This window comes from Acinetobacter sp. YH12076, assembly GCF_013419525.1.
GTDB classification, from domain to species: domain Bacteria; phylum Pseudomonadota; class Gammaproteobacteria; order Pseudomonadales; family Moraxellaceae; genus Acinetobacter; species Acinetobacter amyesii.
The window spans coordinates 276,930-297,471 of record NZ_VOZY01000002.1; the positions used below are offsets into that span (position 1 = coordinate 276,930).

Annotated in this window: 16 protein-coding genes; 6 read left to right on the forward strand and 10 right to left on the reverse strand. The window is 42.1% G+C overall.

The genetic code is table 11. From position 1 onward, the window contains the following. Positions 1–32: 32 nt before the first annotated feature. Positions 33–554 carry a hypothetical protein gene (locus FTU22_RS02845; protein WP_180024754.1) on the reverse strand — a complete coding sequence of 174 codons (522 nt, stop codon included), beginning with the start codon at positions 552–554 and terminating at the stop codon, positions 33–35. 179 nt (positions 555–733) lie between these two features. On the opposite strand from FTU22_RS02845, the gene FTU22_RS02850 reads away from it, so the two are divergent. The 6 genes from FTU22_RS02850 to FTU22_RS02875 all read left to right on the forward strand — a co-directional run bounded on the left by FTU22_RS02850 (position 734) and on the right by FTU22_RS02875 (position 15,113). Continuing rightward, entirely contained in the window at positions 734–4,519 is a 3,786-nt protein-coding gene (locus FTU22_RS02850) for an exodeoxyribonuclease V subunit gamma (protein ID WP_180092907.1), read from the forward strand. Continuing rightward, positions 4,516–8,286, forward strand: a complete 3,771-nt coding sequence (locus FTU22_RS02855; RefSeq protein ID WP_257225870.1) for a UvrD-helicase domain-containing protein — start codon at positions 4,516–4,518, stop codon at positions 8,284–8,286. Before FTU22_RS02850 ends, FTU22_RS02855 begins: the two co-directional genes overlap by 4 nt. Before the next feature lie 194 nt (positions 8,287–8,480). After that, the gene (gene recD / locus FTU22_RS02860) at positions 8,481–10,208 is read left to right on the forward strand and encodes an exodeoxyribonuclease V subunit alpha (protein WP_257225873.1); all 1,728 of its coding nucleotides are present in this window, start codon (positions 8,481–8,483) and stop codon (positions 10,206–10,208) included. An 868-nt stretch (positions 10,209–11,076) separates the two neighbouring features. Further along, positions 11,077–11,346 carry a 30S ribosomal protein S15 gene (gene rpsO, locus FTU22_RS02865; protein WP_067761248.1) on the forward strand — a complete coding sequence of 90 codons (270 nt, stop codon included), beginning with the start codon at positions 11,077–11,079 and terminating at the stop codon, positions 11,344–11,346. A 272-nt stretch (positions 11,347–11,618) separates the two neighbouring features. Continuing rightward, positions 11,619–13,706 carry a polyribonucleotide nucleotidyltransferase gene (pnp, locus tag FTU22_RS02870; RefSeq protein WP_180092946.1) on the forward strand — a complete coding sequence of 696 codons (2,088 nt, stop codon included), beginning with the start codon at positions 11,619–11,621 and terminating at the stop codon, positions 13,704–13,706. A gap of 138 nt (positions 13,707–13,844) precedes the next feature. After that, the gene (locus tag FTU22_RS02875; protein WP_180092909.1) at positions 13,845–15,113 is read left to right on the forward strand and encodes a magnesium transporter CorA family protein; all 1,269 of its coding nucleotides are present in this window, start codon (positions 13,845–13,847) and stop codon (positions 15,111–15,113) included. Positions 15,114–15,148: 35 nt separating this feature from the next. Here the strand turns inward: FTU22_RS02875 and FTU22_RS16270 are convergent, their stop codons facing one another. The 9 genes from FTU22_RS16270 to hslO all read right to left on the reverse strand — a co-directional run bounded on the left by FTU22_RS16270 (position 15,149) and on the right by hslO (position 20,529). Further along, positions 15,149–15,355, reverse strand: a complete 207-nt coding sequence (locus FTU22_RS16270) for a DUF2147 domain-containing protein (RefSeq protein ID WP_257225871.1) — start codon at positions 15,353–15,355, stop codon at positions 15,149–15,151. Further along, entirely contained in the window at positions 15,352–15,597 is a 246-nt protein-coding gene (locus FTU22_RS16275; protein ID WP_228157213.1) for a hypothetical protein, read from the reverse strand. The genes FTU22_RS16270 and FTU22_RS16275 overlap by 4 nt, the downstream gene beginning before the upstream one ends. 158 nt (positions 15,598–15,755) lie before the next feature. Further along, positions 15,756–16,019: a YdcH family protein gene (locus tag FTU22_RS02885; RefSeq protein WP_078192816.1), complete on the reverse strand. Its 264-nt coding sequence runs from the start codon at positions 16,017–16,019 to the stop codon at positions 15,756–15,758. Positions 16,020–16,100: 81 nt separating this feature from the next. Continuing rightward, positions 16,101–16,439 (reverse strand): chaperone modulator CbpM, encoded by a 339-nt coding sequence (locus tag FTU22_RS02890; protein ID WP_111885626.1) that lies wholly within the window; start codon positions 16,437–16,439, stop codon positions 16,101–16,103. A gap of 10 nt (positions 16,440–16,449) precedes the next feature. After that, positions 16,450–17,412 carry a DnaJ C-terminal domain-containing protein gene (locus FTU22_RS02895; protein ID WP_180092948.1) on the reverse strand — a complete coding sequence of 321 codons (963 nt, stop codon included), beginning with the start codon at positions 17,410–17,412 and terminating at the stop codon, positions 16,450–16,452. Positions 17,413–17,553: 141 nt separating this feature from the next. After that, positions 17,554–18,018 (reverse strand): DUF2147 domain-containing protein, encoded by a 465-nt coding sequence (locus tag FTU22_RS02900; protein ID WP_078192815.1) that lies wholly within the window; start codon positions 18,016–18,018, stop codon positions 17,554–17,556. Between the two features lie 188 nt (positions 18,019–18,206). Then, positions 18,207–18,671 carry a DUF2147 domain-containing protein gene (locus FTU22_RS02905; protein WP_180092912.1) on the reverse strand — a complete coding sequence of 155 codons (465 nt, stop codon included), beginning with the start codon at positions 18,669–18,671 and terminating at the stop codon, positions 18,207–18,209. A gap of 284 nt (positions 18,672–18,955) precedes the next feature. Further along, a complete protein-coding gene (locus FTU22_RS02910; RefSeq protein WP_180035003.1) occupies positions 18,956–19,408 on the reverse strand; it encodes a DUF2147 domain-containing protein in 453 nt (150 codons plus the stop codon). A 245-nt stretch (positions 19,409–19,653) separates the two neighbouring features. Beyond that, positions 19,654–20,529 carry an Hsp33 family molecular chaperone HslO gene (gene hslO / locus FTU22_RS02915; protein ID WP_111885623.1) on the reverse strand — a complete coding sequence of 292 codons (876 nt, stop codon included), beginning with the start codon at positions 20,527–20,529 and terminating at the stop codon, positions 19,654–19,656. Positions 20,530–20,542: the final 13 nt, after the last annotated feature.

The window sequence follows — 20,542 nt, forward strand, 5'->3', positions numbered from 1 at the left end:
TAAATCTTGTTGATGCGCTATACATCGTTTCGTTAACCATTGTTAGGCGTTGGGACAGGTTGGTTCGGAAATTTCTGTTGAATACGCTTCGCCAATTGGTAGCTTTCTTCTACATGGGTTTCAGCGACTTTTTTCATCACAATATAACCCAAACTGGCTGCCACCAATTGTCCACCTAATGGAATAAATTTAGTGACTTGTTTGGTAATATATTTTGCTGCAATGTTATTTAGCGATTTTTTCATCGCGGTTCGTGCAACCACTAAACCAGAAAATTCGACACCACGTTTACGCAGTTCAGTCCAATGAATTTGTTTGGTTTTTGGATCATACACACTAATTTGATCTGGCGCTAAACCAAAACGCGCATTAATTTCTGGAATGAGCTGTGACAAAATTCCGACATCAATCACCACATCCAAAAATGGCACAGGAATAATGGCTGCACCTGCTGAAAAATAAGCACGTTTTTTAACGAGCTCTAAGCATTCAGCGCGAATAATGTCCAGATTTAAGTTAGGGTCGATGGAATCAGGAATGTTATCAATTTTCATAAGCAGATACCCTTGATACTGGATTGGTTTTTTTCTCATAAAGTATCATTAAGATACTTGTTTAAAAGCATTTTTTGCAATCTATTCTCTTGTCAAAGTCGCATAGACAGCCCAAGATGTATAGTAAATAATCATTGTTGTTTTGTAGTAGTTGGTCACTCAGGCTGTAAAGGTAATCCATGGCAATACATGTAATTCAGAGTCAAAGAATCGAAGTTTTGGTGGATTGTCTAATCAAAAAATTAAAATCAAATCAGTCGACTAATGCATTATCTGTCTTGCAAGAACGGCATATCGTGGTACCCGATCAAGCCATTGCAGCATGGTTAGAAAAACAAGTTGCTGAAAAAATCAGTATTAGTGCCAATATTAAGCATCATCGTAAAATTTTAGGGTTGCAGTGGAAAGCCTACGATTGGGCCTTGCCGAACAAACAAGACCGTGAGCGAATTAAAGGTATCAACATGCCGCCATTGATTATGCAATGGCGTATTTATAATGCTCTAGCTGGGTTTATTGCGGCTGATAAGTTTGATGCTGCTCAGATTCCGACAGACGTGCAGCCCTTAGTTCAGCGTATTTTTGACAGCACAGCACAACTCTCAGATCGAAAAAAACGTGAGCAAAAGCGCCAAGAAATGTTGTACTGGATCGCTGCTCAAGTCACCCGGCTTTTTACCAACTACATGGCCTTTCGTGGCAGTTGTATTCATACCCCTGATGAAGGTGTTGAGCAATGGATTTGTCCACATTGCGATACCGACTGGCTAAAAGCGTGGAGTCATAACCAGCCATTAAATATTATGCAACTCACAGGTCTGAAACCTGAACAAGCTGATGAATATTTACCGACGCAGGCTCGACAACTAGAGCAGTGGCAGCGTTGGCTGTGGCATCAAGTATTCAAAAAAGATTTTAATGACCGTCAGGAAATAGACAATAAATTTTGGTTTGCCTTGGCGCATGCTGAGCAAAATCGGCAGCAGCAGTTTGATTTGGATGCTGAGGATGATGAACGCGATGATGATGAGCGTCATCAAACCTATAACGGTTTACCTGAACAGATTTTCGTCTTTACTACCTTAGAACTACCACCTGCACAACTCAAATTTTTATATCGTTTGGCGGCGTATACCGAAGTACATTTGTTGTATTTCAACCCATCGCGTGAGTACTGGGCAGACATGGTCGATCCTGTTTGGAAAGATCGTTATAACCTGAAATTACAACAGCGTTATATTGAGCGAAATCCCAATGTCAGCACGGCACAAATTCAGGCCTATCTGAGTACGACCAATGCCGAATTTCGTGAATCTCAGCATTCATTACTGACTCGTTTAGGCAAACGTGCGCGGGATAACTTTGCATTATTGGTGAATATGTCTGGTGGCGAAGGCTGGGAAGATATTTTTCCAGATACTGAGCCGACAACGCTGCTCGCTCAAATTCAATATGACATCATGACTTTAGAAGAGCCCGAACAGCATCAATATGCACTCGCGGGTTCAGATGAATCGATTCAATTTCATGTCTGTCATTCTAACCTGCGTCAGTTAGAAGTTTTACGTGAGCAGTTAGTATATTGGTTGGCCGAAGGCTCGGAACAAGAGCCACGCCATCCAAGTGATATCTTGGTATTGGTGCCAAATTTAAAAGAACTGGAACCGCATATTCGGACGGTCTTTTCGACGACTCGAGGCATGGGTCGCAGTGCTGTGGATTTACCTTATATCCCAGTAAAAATTGCAGGAGTGGTTAGTCAAGATATTCAAAATGCATGGAAAGCCTTTGTTGGACGCATTGAAATTAGCCAAGGTCGTTTTACCGCAGAAGATTTTCACGATTGGTTGAATTTGAATGCGGTGCAAGAACTGTATCAGCTCGACCATGTACAAATGGAACGTATGATGGAACTGCTAATTCAAGCCGGTTTCCGTCGTGGTTTAGATGAACAGCACATGTTGGCTTATTTGTCTGAGCAAGACCGAGATTATCGTTATACCTTTAAATTTGCTTTAGACCGTTTGGCGTTAGGGATTGCGATTCCACAGCATGCCGTATTTGAGAATACCTTAAGTTTCGCAGGGGTGCAGAGTAGTGATTTTGAGTTGGTGCAAACCTTAATTCAGATCTATCAAGATATCAGTGCGCGTCGAGATTGGCTTAATCCGAACCTCAGTGCACAGACTGTCAAAGCGTGGTTGCAACAGCTAGATGCAGATTTAAAACCTTTTGTTGAAGCCAGTGGTCGAGCATTTGAAACCATACGCGGTGTGATGCGTGCAATGACACAACGACTGAAAAATGCCCAAAGTGAAAAAGTTGAGTCGCTACCAAATAGCTTTAATTTACCGCTATCTTTATTGCTCAAGGAGATACAACAAGGCATCGATGGTTCTGTCGATCAGATCGAACCAACTGGTTCAGTGACCTTTGCAGACATGGGTAAAATCCGTCAAGTCCCATTTTCACTGGTGGTGTTGTTGAACATGGATAGTGGAAAATTCCCACGTCGTGATCAGAAAGTACCTTTTGATTTAATGGATGTGTTTAAGCCAGTATTGGGTGATCGCTCACGTTTGGAAGATGATAAAGGTGCATTTTTAGATGCCTTGTTATTTGCCCGAAAGTCCTTATGGATTTTCTATAATGGCTTTGATGTCAATGGAGGTGAAAGTCGTGAACCATCATCTGTCATTTATGAGTTTAGCCAATTCCTCGCTCGAATGATTCAACCCCAGCAGTTAGATCAGCCACATGATGCCATGTTGGATTTGGATGGATTACGAATTCCAGAGCAACTCGAACCGCTCTATCATATTTATCCTTTGCAGCCATTTGACCCGACAGGATTTCAGCAGTCGAAAAACGTACGATATAAAGATCAATGGTTTGCTGTGGCGGAACATATTTTAAATCAGTCTGGACAACGCCAACCCTGGATTAACCTTGATTATCCAGTGCATGATACACAAGAAGTAAGGGTGTTAGATGGTCAGGAATGGATTAAAGATGTGGTATTCCCAGCTCGGGCATATTTGAAAACGCTTGGTGTGGCCAGTGTGTATACCGGTGATCAGTTACCACAGAAAGAGCCTTTATTACTTGACCGTTTACAGCAATACCATGTCCGTGAATTATTGCAAAAGCATTATGTGCAGCCTGCATCTCGTGTCAATCAAGCTGAGGATCAGAACTCTACGACTCCAACTGAACCAGATATAGCATTATTCCAAGATGTACTGCCTGTAGGACATAGCCAAATAGCAACGTGGAAGCTCAGTTTGCAAGAGCAGACACAATTATTAGAGCGTTTGGATGGACGCCGTGTAACTGCGACCACTTTACAAAACTTACAGCTTGAACCGCATTTGATACTGAGCATCACCGTGCCTGAAGACCGTCAGAGTATGCATTGGTTAAGCTGTATGGCGTCAGGGGCAAAGCCTAAACGTCAGACGCAAACGTGGCTCGAATATCTACTGTGGTTGAGCTATTTAGACTTAGGTGATGAGGGGGCGACGTATCGTCGTGAAGTAATTTGTAATGATAAAAGTATAGTTTGTTGTGGTTTAAGCTCCGCACAAGCCAAGCTACAACTCAGTGAATGGCTGGCGATGTGGAAACATGCGCAAAAACGTCCTGTGGTGCTGCCTGCTGCTTTAATTCGCCAAGAAAAATGCACTTGGGTGGAAAATGAAACAGGCCAACTCATGCCAGATAATTTTGCAAAACTTCAAGAGGAATGGTTGAAAAATCATAGTTTTGGTGGTGTGGAGTTGGAGTCGAATGAAGCCAATAGCCACCATCGTGATTGGAGCTTTATTTTACAGCAACAAGCGGCAGATGAGCTTTTGGCATTGTCCTGTCGTTATTATGCAGAACGTTTATATCATGTGATGGATACCGAGGCGGATGACGGCCTAAAAAAACTCAATATCATCAAGCCTGAGGTGAAAAAATGAATATGCCACAGCAAACGATGAATATGTCCACCAACCCGATTGCAGACATGAGCTTTACGGGACTGCATTGGATAGAGGCTTCTGCGGGTACAGGGAAAACCTATACGCTTTCCAGTCTGATGGTGCGGATTTTTCTCGATCGTTATATGCCGAATCAGGTCATTGCCACTACCTTTACACGTAAGGCTACAGCGGAACTCAAAGCGCGGGTTCGACTGCGGATTGAAGAAACCCGTGACTTTATTTATAGCCTGTTAGCGGCACCTCAAGATGAGTTGGCCGAACTTCAGCAGAGTTTGAGTGACCCTTTGTATCAGCAGGTGTTGAAAGATCATGGGCATCATTTAGATTATGCCTACAATCGGCTGAACGTGGTCTTACAACAATATGAAGAACTCTTTGTCGGAACTTTAGACAGCTTTAGTCAAAAGTTATTACGTGAATTTGCCTTTGAAAGTGGTCGTATTGAACAGGTGCAAATCAGTGAAGATGAAGATCTACATATTGAACGTATTATTCATGATTTATTAAGAGATTGGATTCAGCAGCAGCCTGCGCATTTGATTGAATATTTGCTGTTGAATCATCAGTTGAAAGGCCCTGAATACTATCTGGGCGTGGTAAAGGAAAGTCTAAACTTCCCATCGGTGGATTTACGTGTCCCTGAATTACCCGAAAATGCTTTGGCACATTTTGAGGCGATGTGTCATCAGCTTGCGCAGATGCTGCCTGCCGCTCGTGTAGAGCTTGCAGCGTGTTTTGATGCCGAAAGTCATTATAAGAACCTTGTCGACGCTCGACGTTTTAATAAAGGGGCATTCTTTGTCACTTTTAATACACGCATTCCCGAGTTTTTACAGCACTTTGAAGATTCGGGTAGCCAAGGGGTATTGACTCAGTCCGACGTGTTACAACCCACGATGAAAGCCATTCGTTCATTGTTTTATGATCCGAATAAAACTGAATTCAAGCCACGTGTCTTTAAAGACAAAGTCGTTGAAGAGCAGCCAGATGTCTCAAAAGAATTTTATCAACATACTTTTGTTCAACAACTCCGAGCAGTACTCAGCGCTTATGAACATATCAATCAAGCAGAGCAATTTCTAAACTTTTATTTGGCACAGGAAGTTAAAAAGCGTTTGCCTCAAGTGTTGTCCCACGCTGGGGAAACTACCTTTTCACAGCAAATTAGGACTTTATCGGAAGCCTTGCAGCAAAGTTCATCAGCAGGGAAAGATAGTTTTGCCGCTCATGTTTTAGCACGATATCCGCTGATTTTAGTCGATGAATTTCAAGACACCAACCAAGATCAAGATGACATGCTTTCTAGCATTTGGCGGGTCAAGGAGCGCTTACATCAGGGCTGTATGATTATGGTCGGCGACCCCAAACAGGCGATTTATGGGTTCCGTGGCGGTGACATGCTGACCTATCGTAAAGCGCGTCATGATATTCAAACTAAGGGTGGACGTTGTTATACCTTGAACAAAAACCATCGTTCAGTCAAAAATTTGGTTGAAGTGGTGGATGCCTTGTTTCATCGGCAAATGGACTTTGGTGAGCATGTTGAATACACCCCAATTCAAGCAGGGGAGCGCGAGCATCCTCCGTTGATTGATCATGATCAAGTCAATCCACAACCGCTGCGTTGGTTGGCTTTGGATGAAACGCTGAATGAAGCAGAGCAAGTGGCTTGGCAGATTCAGTCCTTGCTCAACCAAGCTCAGCAAGGACATTTATATTTTCAAGACAACAATACCCAGCGAGCACTGACAGCAAACGATATTGCGGTCTTGGGGCAAAACCATTTCGACTTAGAGCAAGTGCAACAATGTTTATTGCAGCTGGGCGTTCCTTGTTATAAAGCCTCTCGGGACAGTGTCTATAAAAGTTCCGTCGCACAAGATGTTGCCGCTTTGCTGACCGCAATTTTAAATCCTTATCAAGAAGCCAAGGTGAAACGTGCGCTGCTGAGCCGTTTATTGGGTTTTGATCTGAAACAACTGGTCGCACTCGAACAGCAGGCAGATGGACTGAGCGAAATTATCGAAAAACTCGAACAGATCCGACAAATTTGGAATGAGCAAGGATTCCGCAGCGCGTGGAATAGCTGCATGACGGTCTTTCAGGTGTGGACGCGTTTGGTGGCTGGGCAAAGTCGAGATAATGAACGCACAGTGGTGAATTTACGCCATATCGCAGAATTATTAAGTCAGCAAAGTGAACATTACACAGGTGCACATAAGCTTTATCAATGGTTTATTCGCCAAATCAATTTAGGCATCAATAATGAAAGCACCCAAGAGCGAAAATTGACTGGGCAATTGGGGGTGCAATTGATGACGATCCATGCATCCAAAGGCTTAGAGTTTGGTTGTGTATTTTTATTGGGAGCAAATGCAGGCTTAAGTGAAAAAGGCAATTTGAATTTTTCACTTAAAGACAATCAGCAAAAAAGCCTTGGGTTAGAACGTGTGATTGCCGTGAAGTCTTCGGACTTACCCGAAGATGATATTCAACAAAATGATGCGCGCAATGAAGCAGAGCATCATCGCTTGTGGTACGTGGCGTTGACCCGTGCCAGTTATCGTGTCTATGCTGTGCTACGTCATCATGAAGTCGAAAAGAAACGAATGGCAGAAGCGCGTTCAGGACTGACTTTTTGGCGTGGAAGCGAACCTGATCTGTTCCAACATGCAGAAAGTGTGGATGCTGATGTTTTGCGTGCAGCACCACCGATTTTGACTCAGACTCAGGTTGAAGCTGTTGTATTAGACGCGGCAGAAATTCCTAACAGCCATTTTTATCCACGGGAAACCACCAGCTTTACCGCGCTCACGCGCACGACACATAAGGCACATATACAACGTGACCAACTGGCAGCGGTCATGACCGAGCCAGAAGACAGTGCTGCCGATGAAGTTGAACAAATTGAAATCATTGAAGCAGAAACTGCAGAGAAAATTAGCTGGATTAAACGGCATTTTCCAAAGGGAACCAAGCCCGGAAGTTTCTTGCACAAGTTGATGGAAAAAGTTCGATTTAGCACTCCAGAAGATAAGTTGGCCAAAGCCATCGCATCGCGCTTTCACAGTGATGTTGAGTTTGATTCGCCGCAAATATTGCAAAATTTGATTAAACAGTTTGGGCAAACGGCGAACCCTGAACAAGACGAAGCTGAACTGATTGAAGAAATGCAGGAATGGTACAGTCAAATCATTCATACACCGTTGCATGATGGTTTTAGCCTGCATCAGTTAAACGATGGCGAATACCGTTCAGAAATGGACTTTCATTTAAGTATGGCGGATCGTGCATTGGCAATACGTAAAATACGCATGCTATTTGAAAGCCTAAATGAGCCAGATTTACAGATACAAGATTTGAATGATGTGTTTACGGCACGCTATCTGACGGGGTCGATTGACTTGGTATATTATGATGGTCAGCGTTATCACATTGCCGATTATAAAAGTAATTTCTTAGGCGATCAGACCGCACATTATAATCATGCCTATATTCGAGAAAGTATGAGTCATTCTAGTTACTGGTTGCAGGCGGCTTTATATTTGGTGGCCCTACATCGTTATTTGAAAGCCGTGATGAAAGACTATGACATGACGCAGCATTTGGGTGGGGCGAGTTATTTATATCTTCGCGGTATGGATGGACAGTCCGATCGTGGGGTATATCACTGGAAGCCGGCGGATACATTCATTCAAAACCTCGATGCAATATTGAGCGAAAAGGTTGTGGCTAAAACGTGAATAAGCACGAAAAAGATAAAAATATTCACGCTGAAACAATAAGTTGCATTGTGGATAAGTTTGAGGATAACTGTGTGGAAAATGATCAAAAAGCCTTATCAGCACAGCCTTTGCACGCGGGACAAGAAAATACTGTAGAAACGCAGGTTTTAGTTCCCCAAAATACCCAAGAAAAAGCTGATTTAGATGCGGTTTTGCCGGATTGGATTGACTATTTAATCCAACATTATTTACCCAATCAGGCCAGTCATCCTGCTGCAAATCAGTTAATTCAACAATTGATGCAAGCCGTGGAAAAAGGCGATAGTTGTATCTTGGCCGAAGATGCACAGATTCAATGTTTGGCTCAGATGGTTCAGCATGAGCAAGCTGAAAATACACCTGTTGCACCTTTTATTTTTGATTCACAGCGACTGTATCTTTATCGCTATTGGGCATTAGAAAATGCTTTGGCCAAGCAAGTCGCACGTTTAAAGCAGCAAACAGAGCAAAATCTTAATCAAACGCAGACGCTTAATATTGAAAAGGATTTACTGACCGATCCCCATCAGATTCAAGCACTGCACATGGTGTGTCAGCACAATTTTAATATCATTACCGGTGGGCCTGGGACAGGTAAAACCTATACCTTGGCACGGATTATTGCCGTGTTGAATGAGCAAAATCCAAATTTAAGAATTGCGATGGGAGCGCCGACAGGAAAAGCGGCGCAGCGAATGGAAGAAGCCTTACAAGCAGCGTTTAAAGATCCTGCATTGCAGCATTATTCGATTATTCATAAACAACTGAAACCTATAACTTTGCATCGTCTATTGGGATTAGGGACGCGCGCTATCCCGCGGTTTAATGAACGTCAACGCTTACCCTATGACGTCATTGTGGTCGATGAAGCCTCTATGTTGGACTTAAGTTTGGCGCAGATGCTATTCGCGGCAATCCCTCAGAACAGTAAGCTGATTCTATTGGGGGATGCAGAACAGTTGGCTTCGGTCGATGTTGGCGCTGTTTTGGCTAATCTTCAGGATGTCGATGCCTTACAAGCCAACCGCACCCATTTACAGACCAGCCGTCGCTTTGTACAGGGTGCAGCCATTGGTGAGTTTGCCCGTTTTATTCAACAACAAGAACAACAGCAAACAACCACAGAAGTTCTGGCGAAATTCGAACATCAGGTGGTATCTGCATCCGAACTTCAGCCGATTCATCTAACACCGAATATGAGCGATGTGATTCAGTTGCAATATCTCCCCGAAGCCACGAACAGTGCGGCACATTGGGCAAAATATTATGATCAACTAATGTATGGTTTTCAGCCTTATGTGGCATGGTTAAAACAATGGCCAGAGCAACCCGCTGAATATGCAGATTGGTTAGCCCAATTAATTCGTTATTTTGATGATTATCGAATTCTATCGGCCATTCGACATGGAAAATTAGGCTTACATGAACTCAATCAGCAGATTGAACTTCGGGTCTTAAATGCCTTGGGTGTGTTGAAACAAGGGGATTGGTATGTTGGTCGTCCAGTGATGATGACCTATAACGATTATCAACTTGGACTATCAAATGGTGATATTGGGATTTGCTTAAAACGACCGATGACGGAAAAGTCGCAGTTTGAGGTTTATTTTCCAAGTTTGGATAAATGGGTTGTGGCAACACGGCTACCTAAAAGTATAGAAACCGCCTATGCCTTGACCATACATAAGTCTCAAGGTTCTGAATTTACCCATACGGCGGTAGTTTTGGAAAATCATGCAACTGAAATGATGAGTAAAGAGCTGATTTATACTGCTATCACTCGTGCAAAAAAAGTGGTGAGTTTACTTGTTGCAAAAGATGCATTGGCAAAAGCGCTTATAAAAAGAACAGCACGAGTTAGTGGTTTGTTAGAAAAAATTAACAATCACCTATCTTTGTAAAGCCTGGGAAAAATGTACCGTATTTTGTAAGAAATAGCTTACATTGATTCAGGAGATTTGCGCATAGAGCTTCTTAGAGCTTTTTGAGAAGATGACTTCACAGAAAAAGAACTCAACACGGATGGTTGAGTAAAATCGCAAAAGTATAAGAATAACGTCAAAAGACAGCGAACTTACAGTGAAGTAAGGAAATAGGAAACTTACAGCCGCTAAGCCTTGTAGTTTTGGGAGAGACTACAAGGCTTTTTTATGTATAGAAAATAAGAAATGCCTATATGCTGTAACAGAAAAGAAATAGAGCTTAACCGATGTACGAAAAAGCTTACATATAGATACGAAAAATACGACTTTTATCTAACAGCCGTTGTGGCAAAATCTACCACATAAGGAAGTGCAAGTTAAAACATGGAATGTTTAACATAAGGACGCGGAAAAGCGCCACATAAAACAATAAATAATAAAACAATAACTAAAAAAGAAGAAACTACAGCGCAAAAAAGCCCGAGCCTAGCTCGGGCTTTTTTTTAATCATTCCACTTTGAGTTTTGCATGCTAAACATCGAGTGGCAAAATATATCAAAAAATCAGTTTAAAATTCATTCAATGACATCGTATTCAACATGTTAGAAATATGCGGTTTTGTGTCGCATAAAGTATCGAAACATATAAAAAATTTATAATGAAATTGAGATGAAAAATAAGGCGCTATTGTCGTCATGAAAACCTGACGAAGTCGGCCATCTCTTTTTGCAATTAAGACGATTTTCCCTTAATATAATGCACTTGCTGTAGTGATGCACGGCAGTCAGCTGATTTATCAGTTGATTCGTATCAAAAGTTAACTTTATAAGCATCTCGGAGAAATCGAATGGCTTTAACAAACGCAGATCGCGCAGAGATCATTGCAAAATTCGCTCGCGCTGAAAACGACACTGGTTCACCAGAAGTTCAAGTAGCTCTTTTAACTGCTCAAATCAATGATTTACAAGGTCACTTCAAAGAGCACAAACACGACCACCATAGCCGTCGCGGTCTTATTCGTATGGTTAACCAACGTCGTAAGCTTCTTGACTACCTTAAAGGTAAAGACGCTACTCGTTACAGCGCATTGATTGCTGCTTTAGGTTTACGTCGTTAATTCGATTTAAACTTTTATTTTCGGACTATTGCATGCTAAGTGCCGTATTACTGAAAACTAAAGTCTATCCAACCTTGGTTGGATAATGGGGAGGGGCGATGATTCGCTCCTTCTTTGTGTCTTAAATTAGTATTTTAAATTAATGTTTTTAATCTCTAGTGAGGTCGGCTTCTAAGCTTTGTCATTTATGTTACAGCGTTTGGGGCGTTGAATGAATGCCAAACCTTAGGGGTCTCCACTAGAATAAAATCAGGAAAAAATAAAACATGTCGATGTTTAATATTATTCGTAAAGAATTCCAATATGGTCAGCATCAAGTTGTCCTAGAAACAGGTCGTATTGCGCGTCAAGCGAATACTGTGATCATCACTATGGGTGGTGTACAAGTTCTTGTTGCTGTTGTTGCTCAGCCAACAGCGAAAGCAGGTCAAGACTTCTTCCCATTGACTGTTAACTACCAAGAAAAACAATATGCTGCAGGTCGTATTCCAGGTGGTTATGGTAAACGTGAAGGCCGTGCGTCTGAAGCTGAAACGCTTATTTCACGCTTAATTGACCGTCCAATTCGTCCATTGTTCCCAGAAGGTTACTACAACGAAATTCAAGTGACTGCGACTGTTATTTCTTCTGATAAGACAATGGAAGCTGACATTGCTGCAATGTTAGGTACTTCAGCTGCTCTTGCAATTGCAGGTACACCTTTCCGTGGTCCAATCGGTGGTGCACGCGTTGGTTTAATCAACGGTGAATACATCCTAAACCCGAACCACGAACAGCTAAAAGAATCTGATCTTGACCTTGTGGTTGCAGGTACAGAATCTGCGGTATTGATGGTTGAATCAGAAGCGAAAGAACTTTCTGAAGACCAAATGCTTGGCGCTGTATTGTTCGGTCATGACGAAATGCAAATCGCGATCCAAGCGATTAAAGAATTTGCTGCAGCTGCTGGTGCAACAGAGTCTACTTGGACTGCACCTGCGAAAAACGAAGACCTTCGTGCGAAATTAAAAGAAGCGTTTGAAGCGAAAATCTCTGAAGCATACACAATCGCGGTTAAACACGATCGTTATGCAGCACTTGATGCGCTTCAAGCTGAAGCTGTTGCTCAATTCGTTCCAGAAGAAGACGTTGATGGTATCGCTGACGACTTAGCTGAATTATTCGAAGACCTTAAATACCGTACAGTACGTGACAACATCTTGTCAGGTAAGCCACGTATTGATGGCCGTGATACGAAAACAGTTCGTGCGCTTGACGTACAAGTTGGTGTATTAGACCGTGCTCACGGTTCTGCATTATTTACACGTGGTGAAACTCAGGCGTTGGTAACAACAACTTTGGGTAATACACGTGATGCGTTAATGGTGGATACATTAGCAGGTACGAAAACTGACAACTTCATGTTGCACTACAACTTCCCTGCATACTCTGTAGGTGAAACTGGTCGTGAATCTGGTCCTAAACGTCGTGAAATCGGTCATGGTCGTCTAGCGCGTCGTGGTGTACAAGCTGTTCTTCCTGCAGCTGACCGCTTCCCGTACGTGATTCGTATCGTATCTGATATTACTGAATCAAACGGTTCATCTTCAATGGCGTCTGTATGTGGTGCTTCTTTATCACTTATGGATGCTGGTGTGCCAATTAAAGCGCCAGTTGCTGGTATTGCGATGGGTCTTGTGAAAGAAGGCGAACGTTTCGCAGTGCTTTCTGACATCTTGGGTGATGAAGACCACCTTGGTGATATGGACTTTAAAGTAGCCGGTTCTGCAAACGGTATTACTGCACTTCAAATGGATATCAAAATCGAAGGTATCACTGAAGAAATCATGGAAGTTGCATTAAACCAAGCGTATGCAGGTCGTATGCACATCTTAAATGCAATGAACCAAGTGATTTCACGTGCTCGTCCTGAAATTTCAATGCATGCACCTACATTCCAAGTGATCAACATCAACCCTGATAAGATCCGTGACGTGATTGGTAAAGGCGGTGCAACAATCCGTCAAATCACTGAAGAAACTAAAGCGGCAATTGATATCGAAGACAACGGTACAGTTCGCGTATTTGGTGAAACTAAAGCGGCTGCATCTGCTGCTGTTGCGAAAATCCAAGCGCTTACTGCTGAAATCGAACCAGGTACAATCTACACTGGTAAAGTGATTCGTATCGTTGAATTTGGTGCGTTTGTAAACATCCTTCCAGGTACTGATGGTTTACTTCACATCTCTCAAATTTCTAACGAACGCATTGCGAACGTTTCAGACGTATTGTCTGAAGGTCAAGAGATCAAAGTACAAGTTGCTGATGTCGACAACCGTGGTCGTATCAAATTAACCATGAAAGACATCGAACAAGCTTAATGGTTTGTTGATTCACATGGTTACGGCTCTGTGAATGGATTCTAAAAAGCCTTGAGTGTAGTCAGAGTATGAACTTTGACTTGCTCAAGGCTTTTTTTATGGCATCATGCAAAAAGTAAACACAATAATAAATGAGATATGCAAACCTATTATTTTTTTCAGCATCCAACAGCCGCGCATATCTATGTGCAAGACCAAGCGCAATGTGAGCATCATCCTGAACTTGAACCTGAGTTTATTTGGATTGATTGTACCCGTGAAGATGTCGTCAACCGTCCAGAGCAGTGGCAGAGTGATATTTTTCAGGCATCAGACTTGCGGGTCAATGAATACCATCTGCGGGATATTTTAAATTTAGAGCATCCGTGTGCCTTTGACACACTCGATGATTATGATTTATTAATTTTTAGAAAAATGGTCACACCCGATGACCAAATTGTTGCAGGTGCAGAAGCTCTTGAAAAGCATGAGCGGGTCTTTGGTTTGGCGACCACCCCGATCAGTTTTTTGCTCACGCCCCAAGTGCTGATCACGGTGCGCGAAAAAGGCAACAAAGCCATTGAAAGTTATATCCAACGAATTGAAACCTTAATTTCTCGGCCGATTGATGAACAAAATAAACCACGAAAATTAGCCCTTACACCCTTAGATTTGGCATTGCGTTTACTGAATAATATGGTGGATGGATACCTCGATTTACGTGTTCCATTGACCCGCCGTGTCGAGTTCTGGCAGCAAGAATTGCTGCAAGGCCATCGACGTTTTACCAAGTGGCATCAGTTGTTGCAGGAAAATATGGCCTTTCAGCAAGTGGAAAATTTGTGTGAAGAGCAAATTGAAGCTTTACAAGAACTGCGTGATGAAGTTGTAGATAATTACCCACATTTGAAAGGCAAAAAGCGCAGTGAAAAGCAGGATATCATGCTGGTTCGCGTAGATGATTTAAGCAGTCATATCGAACGCATTCAAAAACACACCACACGATTACGCAGTGCTGTGCAGGCCGCGATTGATCTGCATTTTTCAGCTGTCGCCAACCAAACCAATGAAAATATGCGGATTCTGGCGATTATTACGGCGATTTTCGCACCATTAACCTTATTAACCGGTATATACGGCATGAACTTTGAGTTTATTCCGGGACTCAAATCGCCAACCGGTTTTTGGATCATGCTCGGCATCATGCTGATCACCACGATTTTACTACTGTATTATTTTTATCGACGGCATTTGGTCGGGCGCGGTGAAAAAAGCGTGATTGATATGTTGGCACAGCAGCACGGCGATCAACATATGAATCTGTTTTGGTTTATGGATTATAAACCAATCAAACAGACGGTGAAGGGCACAGTCAAAGGTACGGTTAAAACCATGAAAGAAATTGAGAAGCTGACGAAACTCAAATAGTTCGCGTCAGTTTCTCTGATGGGCGGGTTTAGTTGTTAATCATTACGAATCCATGTGGTACTACGTCCGAGTGCAGACACGCCAATATAGCCGCGCATGGTTAAACGTTTGCCATTTGCACTCAGCTTGCCTTTGCCTTTATAGATATTGCCCGAGAGGGGATCCAGCACGGTTCCATTGCTATATTCATTTGGATGTTGTGGGTCTGGTTTAAATTCTTTGATAATTTCGGAACCTATCAAAACCCATTTTTGAGTTTGCCATTACATTTTAAGCATACTTCAACCAAGGGTTTGTACGGCAATGGGCATATTGCAGTGAGTGTTCCACTATACGTCCCGTCGGCATTTTTAACGACGGTGACATCGCCGCGTGAATATCCTGTTTGGTCATCAATTGTTTTCCAAACACTGGTCATATCATTGGCATGCAACAGACCGCTGAAACTGAGTAATGCTCCAAATAGCACATGATGTATTTGCATGATGAATCCTTTGTCATGATTTTATTGTTTTTTAAAAATCTGCAGTACAACGCGATTTGACCGATCCTTATGGTCTTAGTAATTTAATTGCGTAGCCTCGTGGGTTGTACTGCGAACGACATGCATCATGAAAAATCCCCTATACATGAATCGATATCTCAAGAGATATCATCATTTTCGTTACTTTTCAGCAAGCGATAAATTTCATCTTTTAGCTTTAATTTCTTACGCTTAATGGTCTCAATATCCGTGTTATGATGATTGACAGGATTTAATTCCAATTGAATAATTTCACGATCTAACTCATCATGTTCTTCAAAGATCCGTGCAAAATATGGATTTTCATCACGTAACTGAGAGACCAAATCACGGTACTCAGGAAACATGTTTTTGACTTTTTTATTGCAATCTCGTGTTTTCATGGTTGTCGATCACTTCCTCTACAAGACAAACTCTACAAGAAAAGAAAAACGCCCTGCGAGGCAGAGCGTTCATGATTACATTTAATGTGAATGAAACTGTTGGTGTTTGACTTGGCGACGTAGTTGTTGAACTTCGTCAATTAAATCAAGCATCATAGCGACCGCAGTAAAACTGGCATCGAAATCTCGTTGAAGCCGATACGCACGCCGTGCGCGAGATATATCATCGCCAAAAAATTGATGAATCCTGTCTTCTGAACGGCTAGGCAGAATATCGTATTCGAGTAGTTGCAGAACCCATTCTGGACTTTGCCCACAGGCAGAGGCAAAGTGTTGTAGATCAAAACTACTTTTTTCGTCTACGATTTCAGTCTGTTTACATCCGTCACAGACAATTTCACGATAATGAATTGTTGTCATGGTGCTCTCCTTAAGACTGTCGTGGATTAAATGACGGAAAAGCTTGAGCAAAAGCCGCATATGCTTGTTGCTCTTGTTCGGTTTGTGCAGCTGGTATCTGTATATTTAAAATCAGGTAAAGGTGTCCGGGTGTTTTATTTGGTATCCCTTTGTCCTTTAATCGTAGCTGCTGACCAGTACGTGCATTTTTAGGAATTTGTAGTTCTAATGTTTTGCCATCAGGACTGATAAATGCAATTTTTTGACCCAATGCGGCTTCCCATGGACTGATATTCAGTTGTTGGAAAATATCAACGCCTTCTACACGGGTTTGCTCAGTTTGTTTATACAAAATTTCAATGTATAAATCGCCGGCGGCTCCACCGTTATAGCCAGCTTGCCCTTGGCCGGAGAGTCGAATTTGTTGACCTGATTTCATACCTGCAGGAATTTTGACTTGCAGTGTTTTACGTTGGACTTCAGGCTCACCATGGGCGTTGAGGCTTGGAATCTGTAAGGTGATATTCTGCGTTGCACCATGAAATGCGATTTCTAAATCCACTTCTAAACTGGCGTGTTGGTCTTCACCACGGAAGCTCTTGGTTTGGCGGTTTGCACGTTGATACTGATAGTCACCGCCACCAAAGCCTTGCCCAAAACGACCAAACAAGTCTTCAAATCCACTAAAGTCCGCATGCTGACCATCACTCGTCGATTGGCGATAAAACTGAGATTGGTCAAAACCACCTTGGTTGCCAGCATTAAACCCAGCAAATCCTTGTGGATGATCGAGTTCATAATCGTATTGTTTTTTCTTTTCGGCATCACTCAAGGTGTCGTATGCAACATTAATCGCTTGCATGCGCGCTTCAGCATCAGCTTCTTTGCTGACGTCAGGGTGATATTTACGCGCCAATTTTCGATAGGCTTTTTTAATTTGATCTGCCGAAGCATCTCGGGCGATCCCTAAAGTTTGATAGTGATTGTCTGGCATACTCTCTGTATAGATATTGATCATGTTTTAATCAATATAGAAGGGTTCATCAAACTGTCATAGGGGCAAACAGCATCTTATTGTTTCAAAACATGACAATAAAAAAGCCTCACGAGGAGGCTTTTGAAAACACATTTAAAATTAATATTTTATCCAAGTGACACTACGACCAATCACAGATACACCAACATACCCACGTATAGTTAAATGTTTTCCTGAAGCACTAAGTCTTGCTTTGCCTTTATAGATTTTTCCACCAATCGGGTCCAGAACTTTACCGTTTTGGAATTCACGTGGATTTTTTGGATCTTGTTTAAAGTCCCAAATAAATGGCAAGCCGATAAAAGGTTTATTTTTCAATTCACCTGGGCAGTTCGAGCAGACGCCCATTTTTTCAGTGCCAGGGACATTGCGTGTGGTGACAATGATGCCTTCATAGCTTCCATCGGCTTTTTTGCGAATTTCAACGTCTGCACGCGAATATCCTGTACGGTCATCGACGGTTTTCCACTTCCCCACTAGCGGATCGGTTTCCGCAGCGATTGACAATCCTGACAAAGTGCTAAGTAGTATTCCGGCAAATAATTGTTGATATATTTTTTTCATTTCATCCCCTGAAAATTCAGAATTGTGTTTTTAGAGTAAGTTGCCTAATTTATATATAAAGTCCTACAAAATCAATGTGATAGTTTGTGATATATTTGGCATATTTTTTTAAAACGCTGCTTTAATATGGAGTTTTTACTCTAAATTTTAAGTTAAAACAGGCCTTTAATGATTTAAAGGCCTTGCGCTTAATTTTTGACCCAAGTGACATTGCGTCCAATTGCAGAGCCTTCAGTACGACCATTGATGATCAAATGCTTGCCATTATTCATTAAACGAGCGCGTGCATTGTAGTGCTTGCCTGATTTGGGATCGAGCATCACTCCACCCACAAATTCATTGGGCTTTTCCGGATCAGCGCTTAGGCCGCTTAAGGTGGTTAAACCGACCATGGGTTTATTTTTCTGAGCACCGGTGCATTGCGTGCATGTCGAAACATTTGTCGTTCCCGGTACGCTTCGGCTTTGGATAATAGTGGCCGAATACAGGTCATGCTTATCTTTGCGAATCACCACATCGGCAAGTGAATAACCTGTTCTATCATCAATGGTTTTCCATGTCCCCACTAAGGGGTCAATCGCTGCAAAAGCAGAGGATAAACTGCAGATGGAGAACATGCCGAACAGGAAAGAAGGGAGGAATTTAACAGCCATACAATTACCCACATTACACAAAAAGCGGATGCCTAAAACTTAAAGGCATAAAAATATTATGGGTTTAATGTAGCCTGAAATAATATGAATATTCTAGTGATTTTTTAAGGATTGATATTTATATTTTGAGCCAAAACATGAACGTGTTGGCGCTAAATGAGGTTTATGCTGAACGTCTACGCACTAGTAAAATAGTCGGAATTCATCTCAAAGTAGATTGTTATCGGCATGATGAACTCGTCTGGAGTTGAATTCATCATGCCAATGAAAGCCGAAATGCTGCTTTAGTTGACGCGGATCCAAGATACCGTCCGGCCGAGAAGCGTGGTTCCAACATAACCTCGAAGTGTCAGCACATTGCCGCGCGCATTCAATTGGCCTTTACCTTGATAGGTATTGCCTGAAAGTGGGTCGATCACCTTGCCATCGGTATAGGCATTCTCTTTTGCATTATGTTTAAAGCCAGAAAAGATCGGTAAACCAATTAAAGGTGCATTTTTGAGTTTACCTTCGCATTTTTCACAAATGGTGGTGACAGGGCGGTTAGGGATGGCATGTACTTTGGTGATTTTACCGCTATAGCTACCGTCTTTTAATTTGGTGATTTGGACTTCTGCACGGGCATAGCCTGTTTTGTCATCTATGGTTTTCCATGTCCCGACGAGGTCTGCTGCATGTGCTGTTATTGGGCCAAAGCAGAACATGGCTAAAAGAATAGCGAGTATTTTGAGTTTCATATTTTATCCAGTTTTTTTACATTATTTTTCTATTAAAAATAAAGCCTTGTTGGTTTTTTGACTTTATTTCTGGCGCGATTCTACTCGAAAAAAAATTGATCGCAAATACAGCTGATCATCTTGAGGTTATAAAGTTCGCAACCATTCGACTAAGCGCAAGAAAGTAACTGTTCTAAATTTAATGGGAATAATAAAAAAGCACCCCGAAGGATGCTTAGATTTAGGCTTTCAATCATCACGATGATTTAGCTGAGGTGTTGACCAAAAAGGGATAAAGCTTCTTCTGCAGTAAAGGTATATTTTGTATTACAGAATTGGCAATCCATTTCAATTGGGTTTTGAAACTCTAGGGTTTCACGAACTGCAGCAACACCGATTTGTTCAAGTGCTGTCGCACAGCGTTCTTTTGAACATGTACAGCCAAATTTTAAGGCCTCAGTTTCAGGAAGACGAACTTCTTCTTCGTTGTATAAACGATATAAGATTTCATTTGCGGATAAAGACGTTAACTCTTCTGCTTTTAATGTCTCAGTGAGCATGGTTAAACGTGGCCATAGATCTTCATCGACACGGCGTTGTTCTTCTTCGTTGTTACGTGGTAATAACTGGATCAGCAAACCACCTGAACGGCTGTTGCTGCTTGCTAAGACGATACGTGTTGGGATCTGTGCAGATAGATCATAATATTGCATCAAGCAACCCGCTAATGTCGGTTTATCTAAAGGTACAATCCCTTGATAACGCTCACCAAATTCAGGCTCGATATTAATGAAAAGTACTGGGTTTACCAAGGCTTTTAGTACTGTGCTGCTGTCTTCAGCGGCTTGAAAGTGCGGGTCTTCTTCATAATCTGCAAGTGCGCGAACTTCACCGAGATGATTACATTCCGCCATTGCCCATTTAAATGTGCCTGCAGCCTGAATTTGTAAGCTAATACGACCTTTAATTTTTAAGGTACTGGCCAACAAGGCAGTCGCGCTGAGCATTTCACCCAAGAGAATTTGTACAGCAGGTGCATAGTCACGCTGTGCAAGAATCGTTTGTAGGGCTTCTTCAAGATGAACCACTTCTCCACGAACAGGGCTATCTTCAATAAAAAAGCGTTGGCGTAAATCTGACATAAAATTCTCCATA

Excerpts from the sequence above, each read along its gene's own strand:
- FTU22_RS16275 (WP_228157213.1), bottom strand. The coding sequence starts at position 15,597 with ATGCAAATACATCATGTGCTATTTGGAGCATTACTCAGTTTCAGCGGT.
- FTU22_RS02885 (WP_078192816.1), bottom strand. The coding sequence starts at position 16,019 with ATGAAAACACGAGATTGCAATAAAAAAGTCAAAAACATGTTTCCTGAG.
- rpsO (WP_067761248.1), top strand. The coding sequence starts at position 11,077 with ATGGCTTTAACAAACGCAGATCGCGCAGAGATCATTGCAAAATTCGCT.
- FTU22_RS02890 (WP_111885626.1), bottom strand. The coding sequence starts at position 16,439 with ATGACAACAATTCATTATCGTGAAATTGTCTGTGACGGATGTAAACAG.
- FTU22_RS02855 (WP_257225870.1), top strand. The coding sequence starts at position 4,516 with ATGAATATGCCACAGCAAACGATGAATATGTCCACCAACCCGATTGCA.
- FTU22_RS02845 (WP_180024754.1), bottom strand. The coding sequence starts at position 554 with ATGAAAATTGATAACATTCCTGATTCCATCGACCCTAACTTAAATCTG.
- FTU22_RS02850 (WP_180092907.1), top strand. The coding sequence starts at position 734 with ATGGCAATACATGTAATTCAGAGTCAAAGAATCGAAGTTTTGGTGGAT.
- hslO (WP_111885623.1), bottom strand. The coding sequence starts at position 20,529 with ATGTCAGATTTACGCCAACGCTTTTTTATTGAAGATAGCCCTGTTCGT.
- FTU22_RS02905 (WP_180092912.1), bottom strand. The coding sequence starts at position 18,671 with ATGGCTGTTAAATTCCTCCCTTCTTTCCTGTTCGGCATGTTCTCCATC.
- FTU22_RS02910 (WP_180035003.1), bottom strand. The coding sequence starts at position 19,408 with ATGAAACTCAAAATACTCGCTATTCTTTTAGCCATGTTCTGCTTTGGC.
- FTU22_RS02875 (WP_180092909.1), top strand. The coding sequence starts at position 13,845 with ATGCAAACCTATTATTTTTTTCAGCATCCAACAGCCGCGCATATCTAT.
- FTU22_RS02900 (WP_078192815.1), bottom strand. The coding sequence starts at position 18,018 with ATGAAAAAAATATATCAACAATTATTTGCCGGAATACTACTTAGCACT.
- pnp (WP_180092946.1), top strand. The coding sequence starts at position 11,619 with ATGTTTAATATTATTCGTAAAGAATTCCAATATGGTCAGCATCAAGTT.
- FTU22_RS02895 (WP_180092948.1), bottom strand. The coding sequence starts at position 17,412 with ATGCCAGACAATCACTATCAAACTTTAGGGATCGCCCGAGATGCTTCG.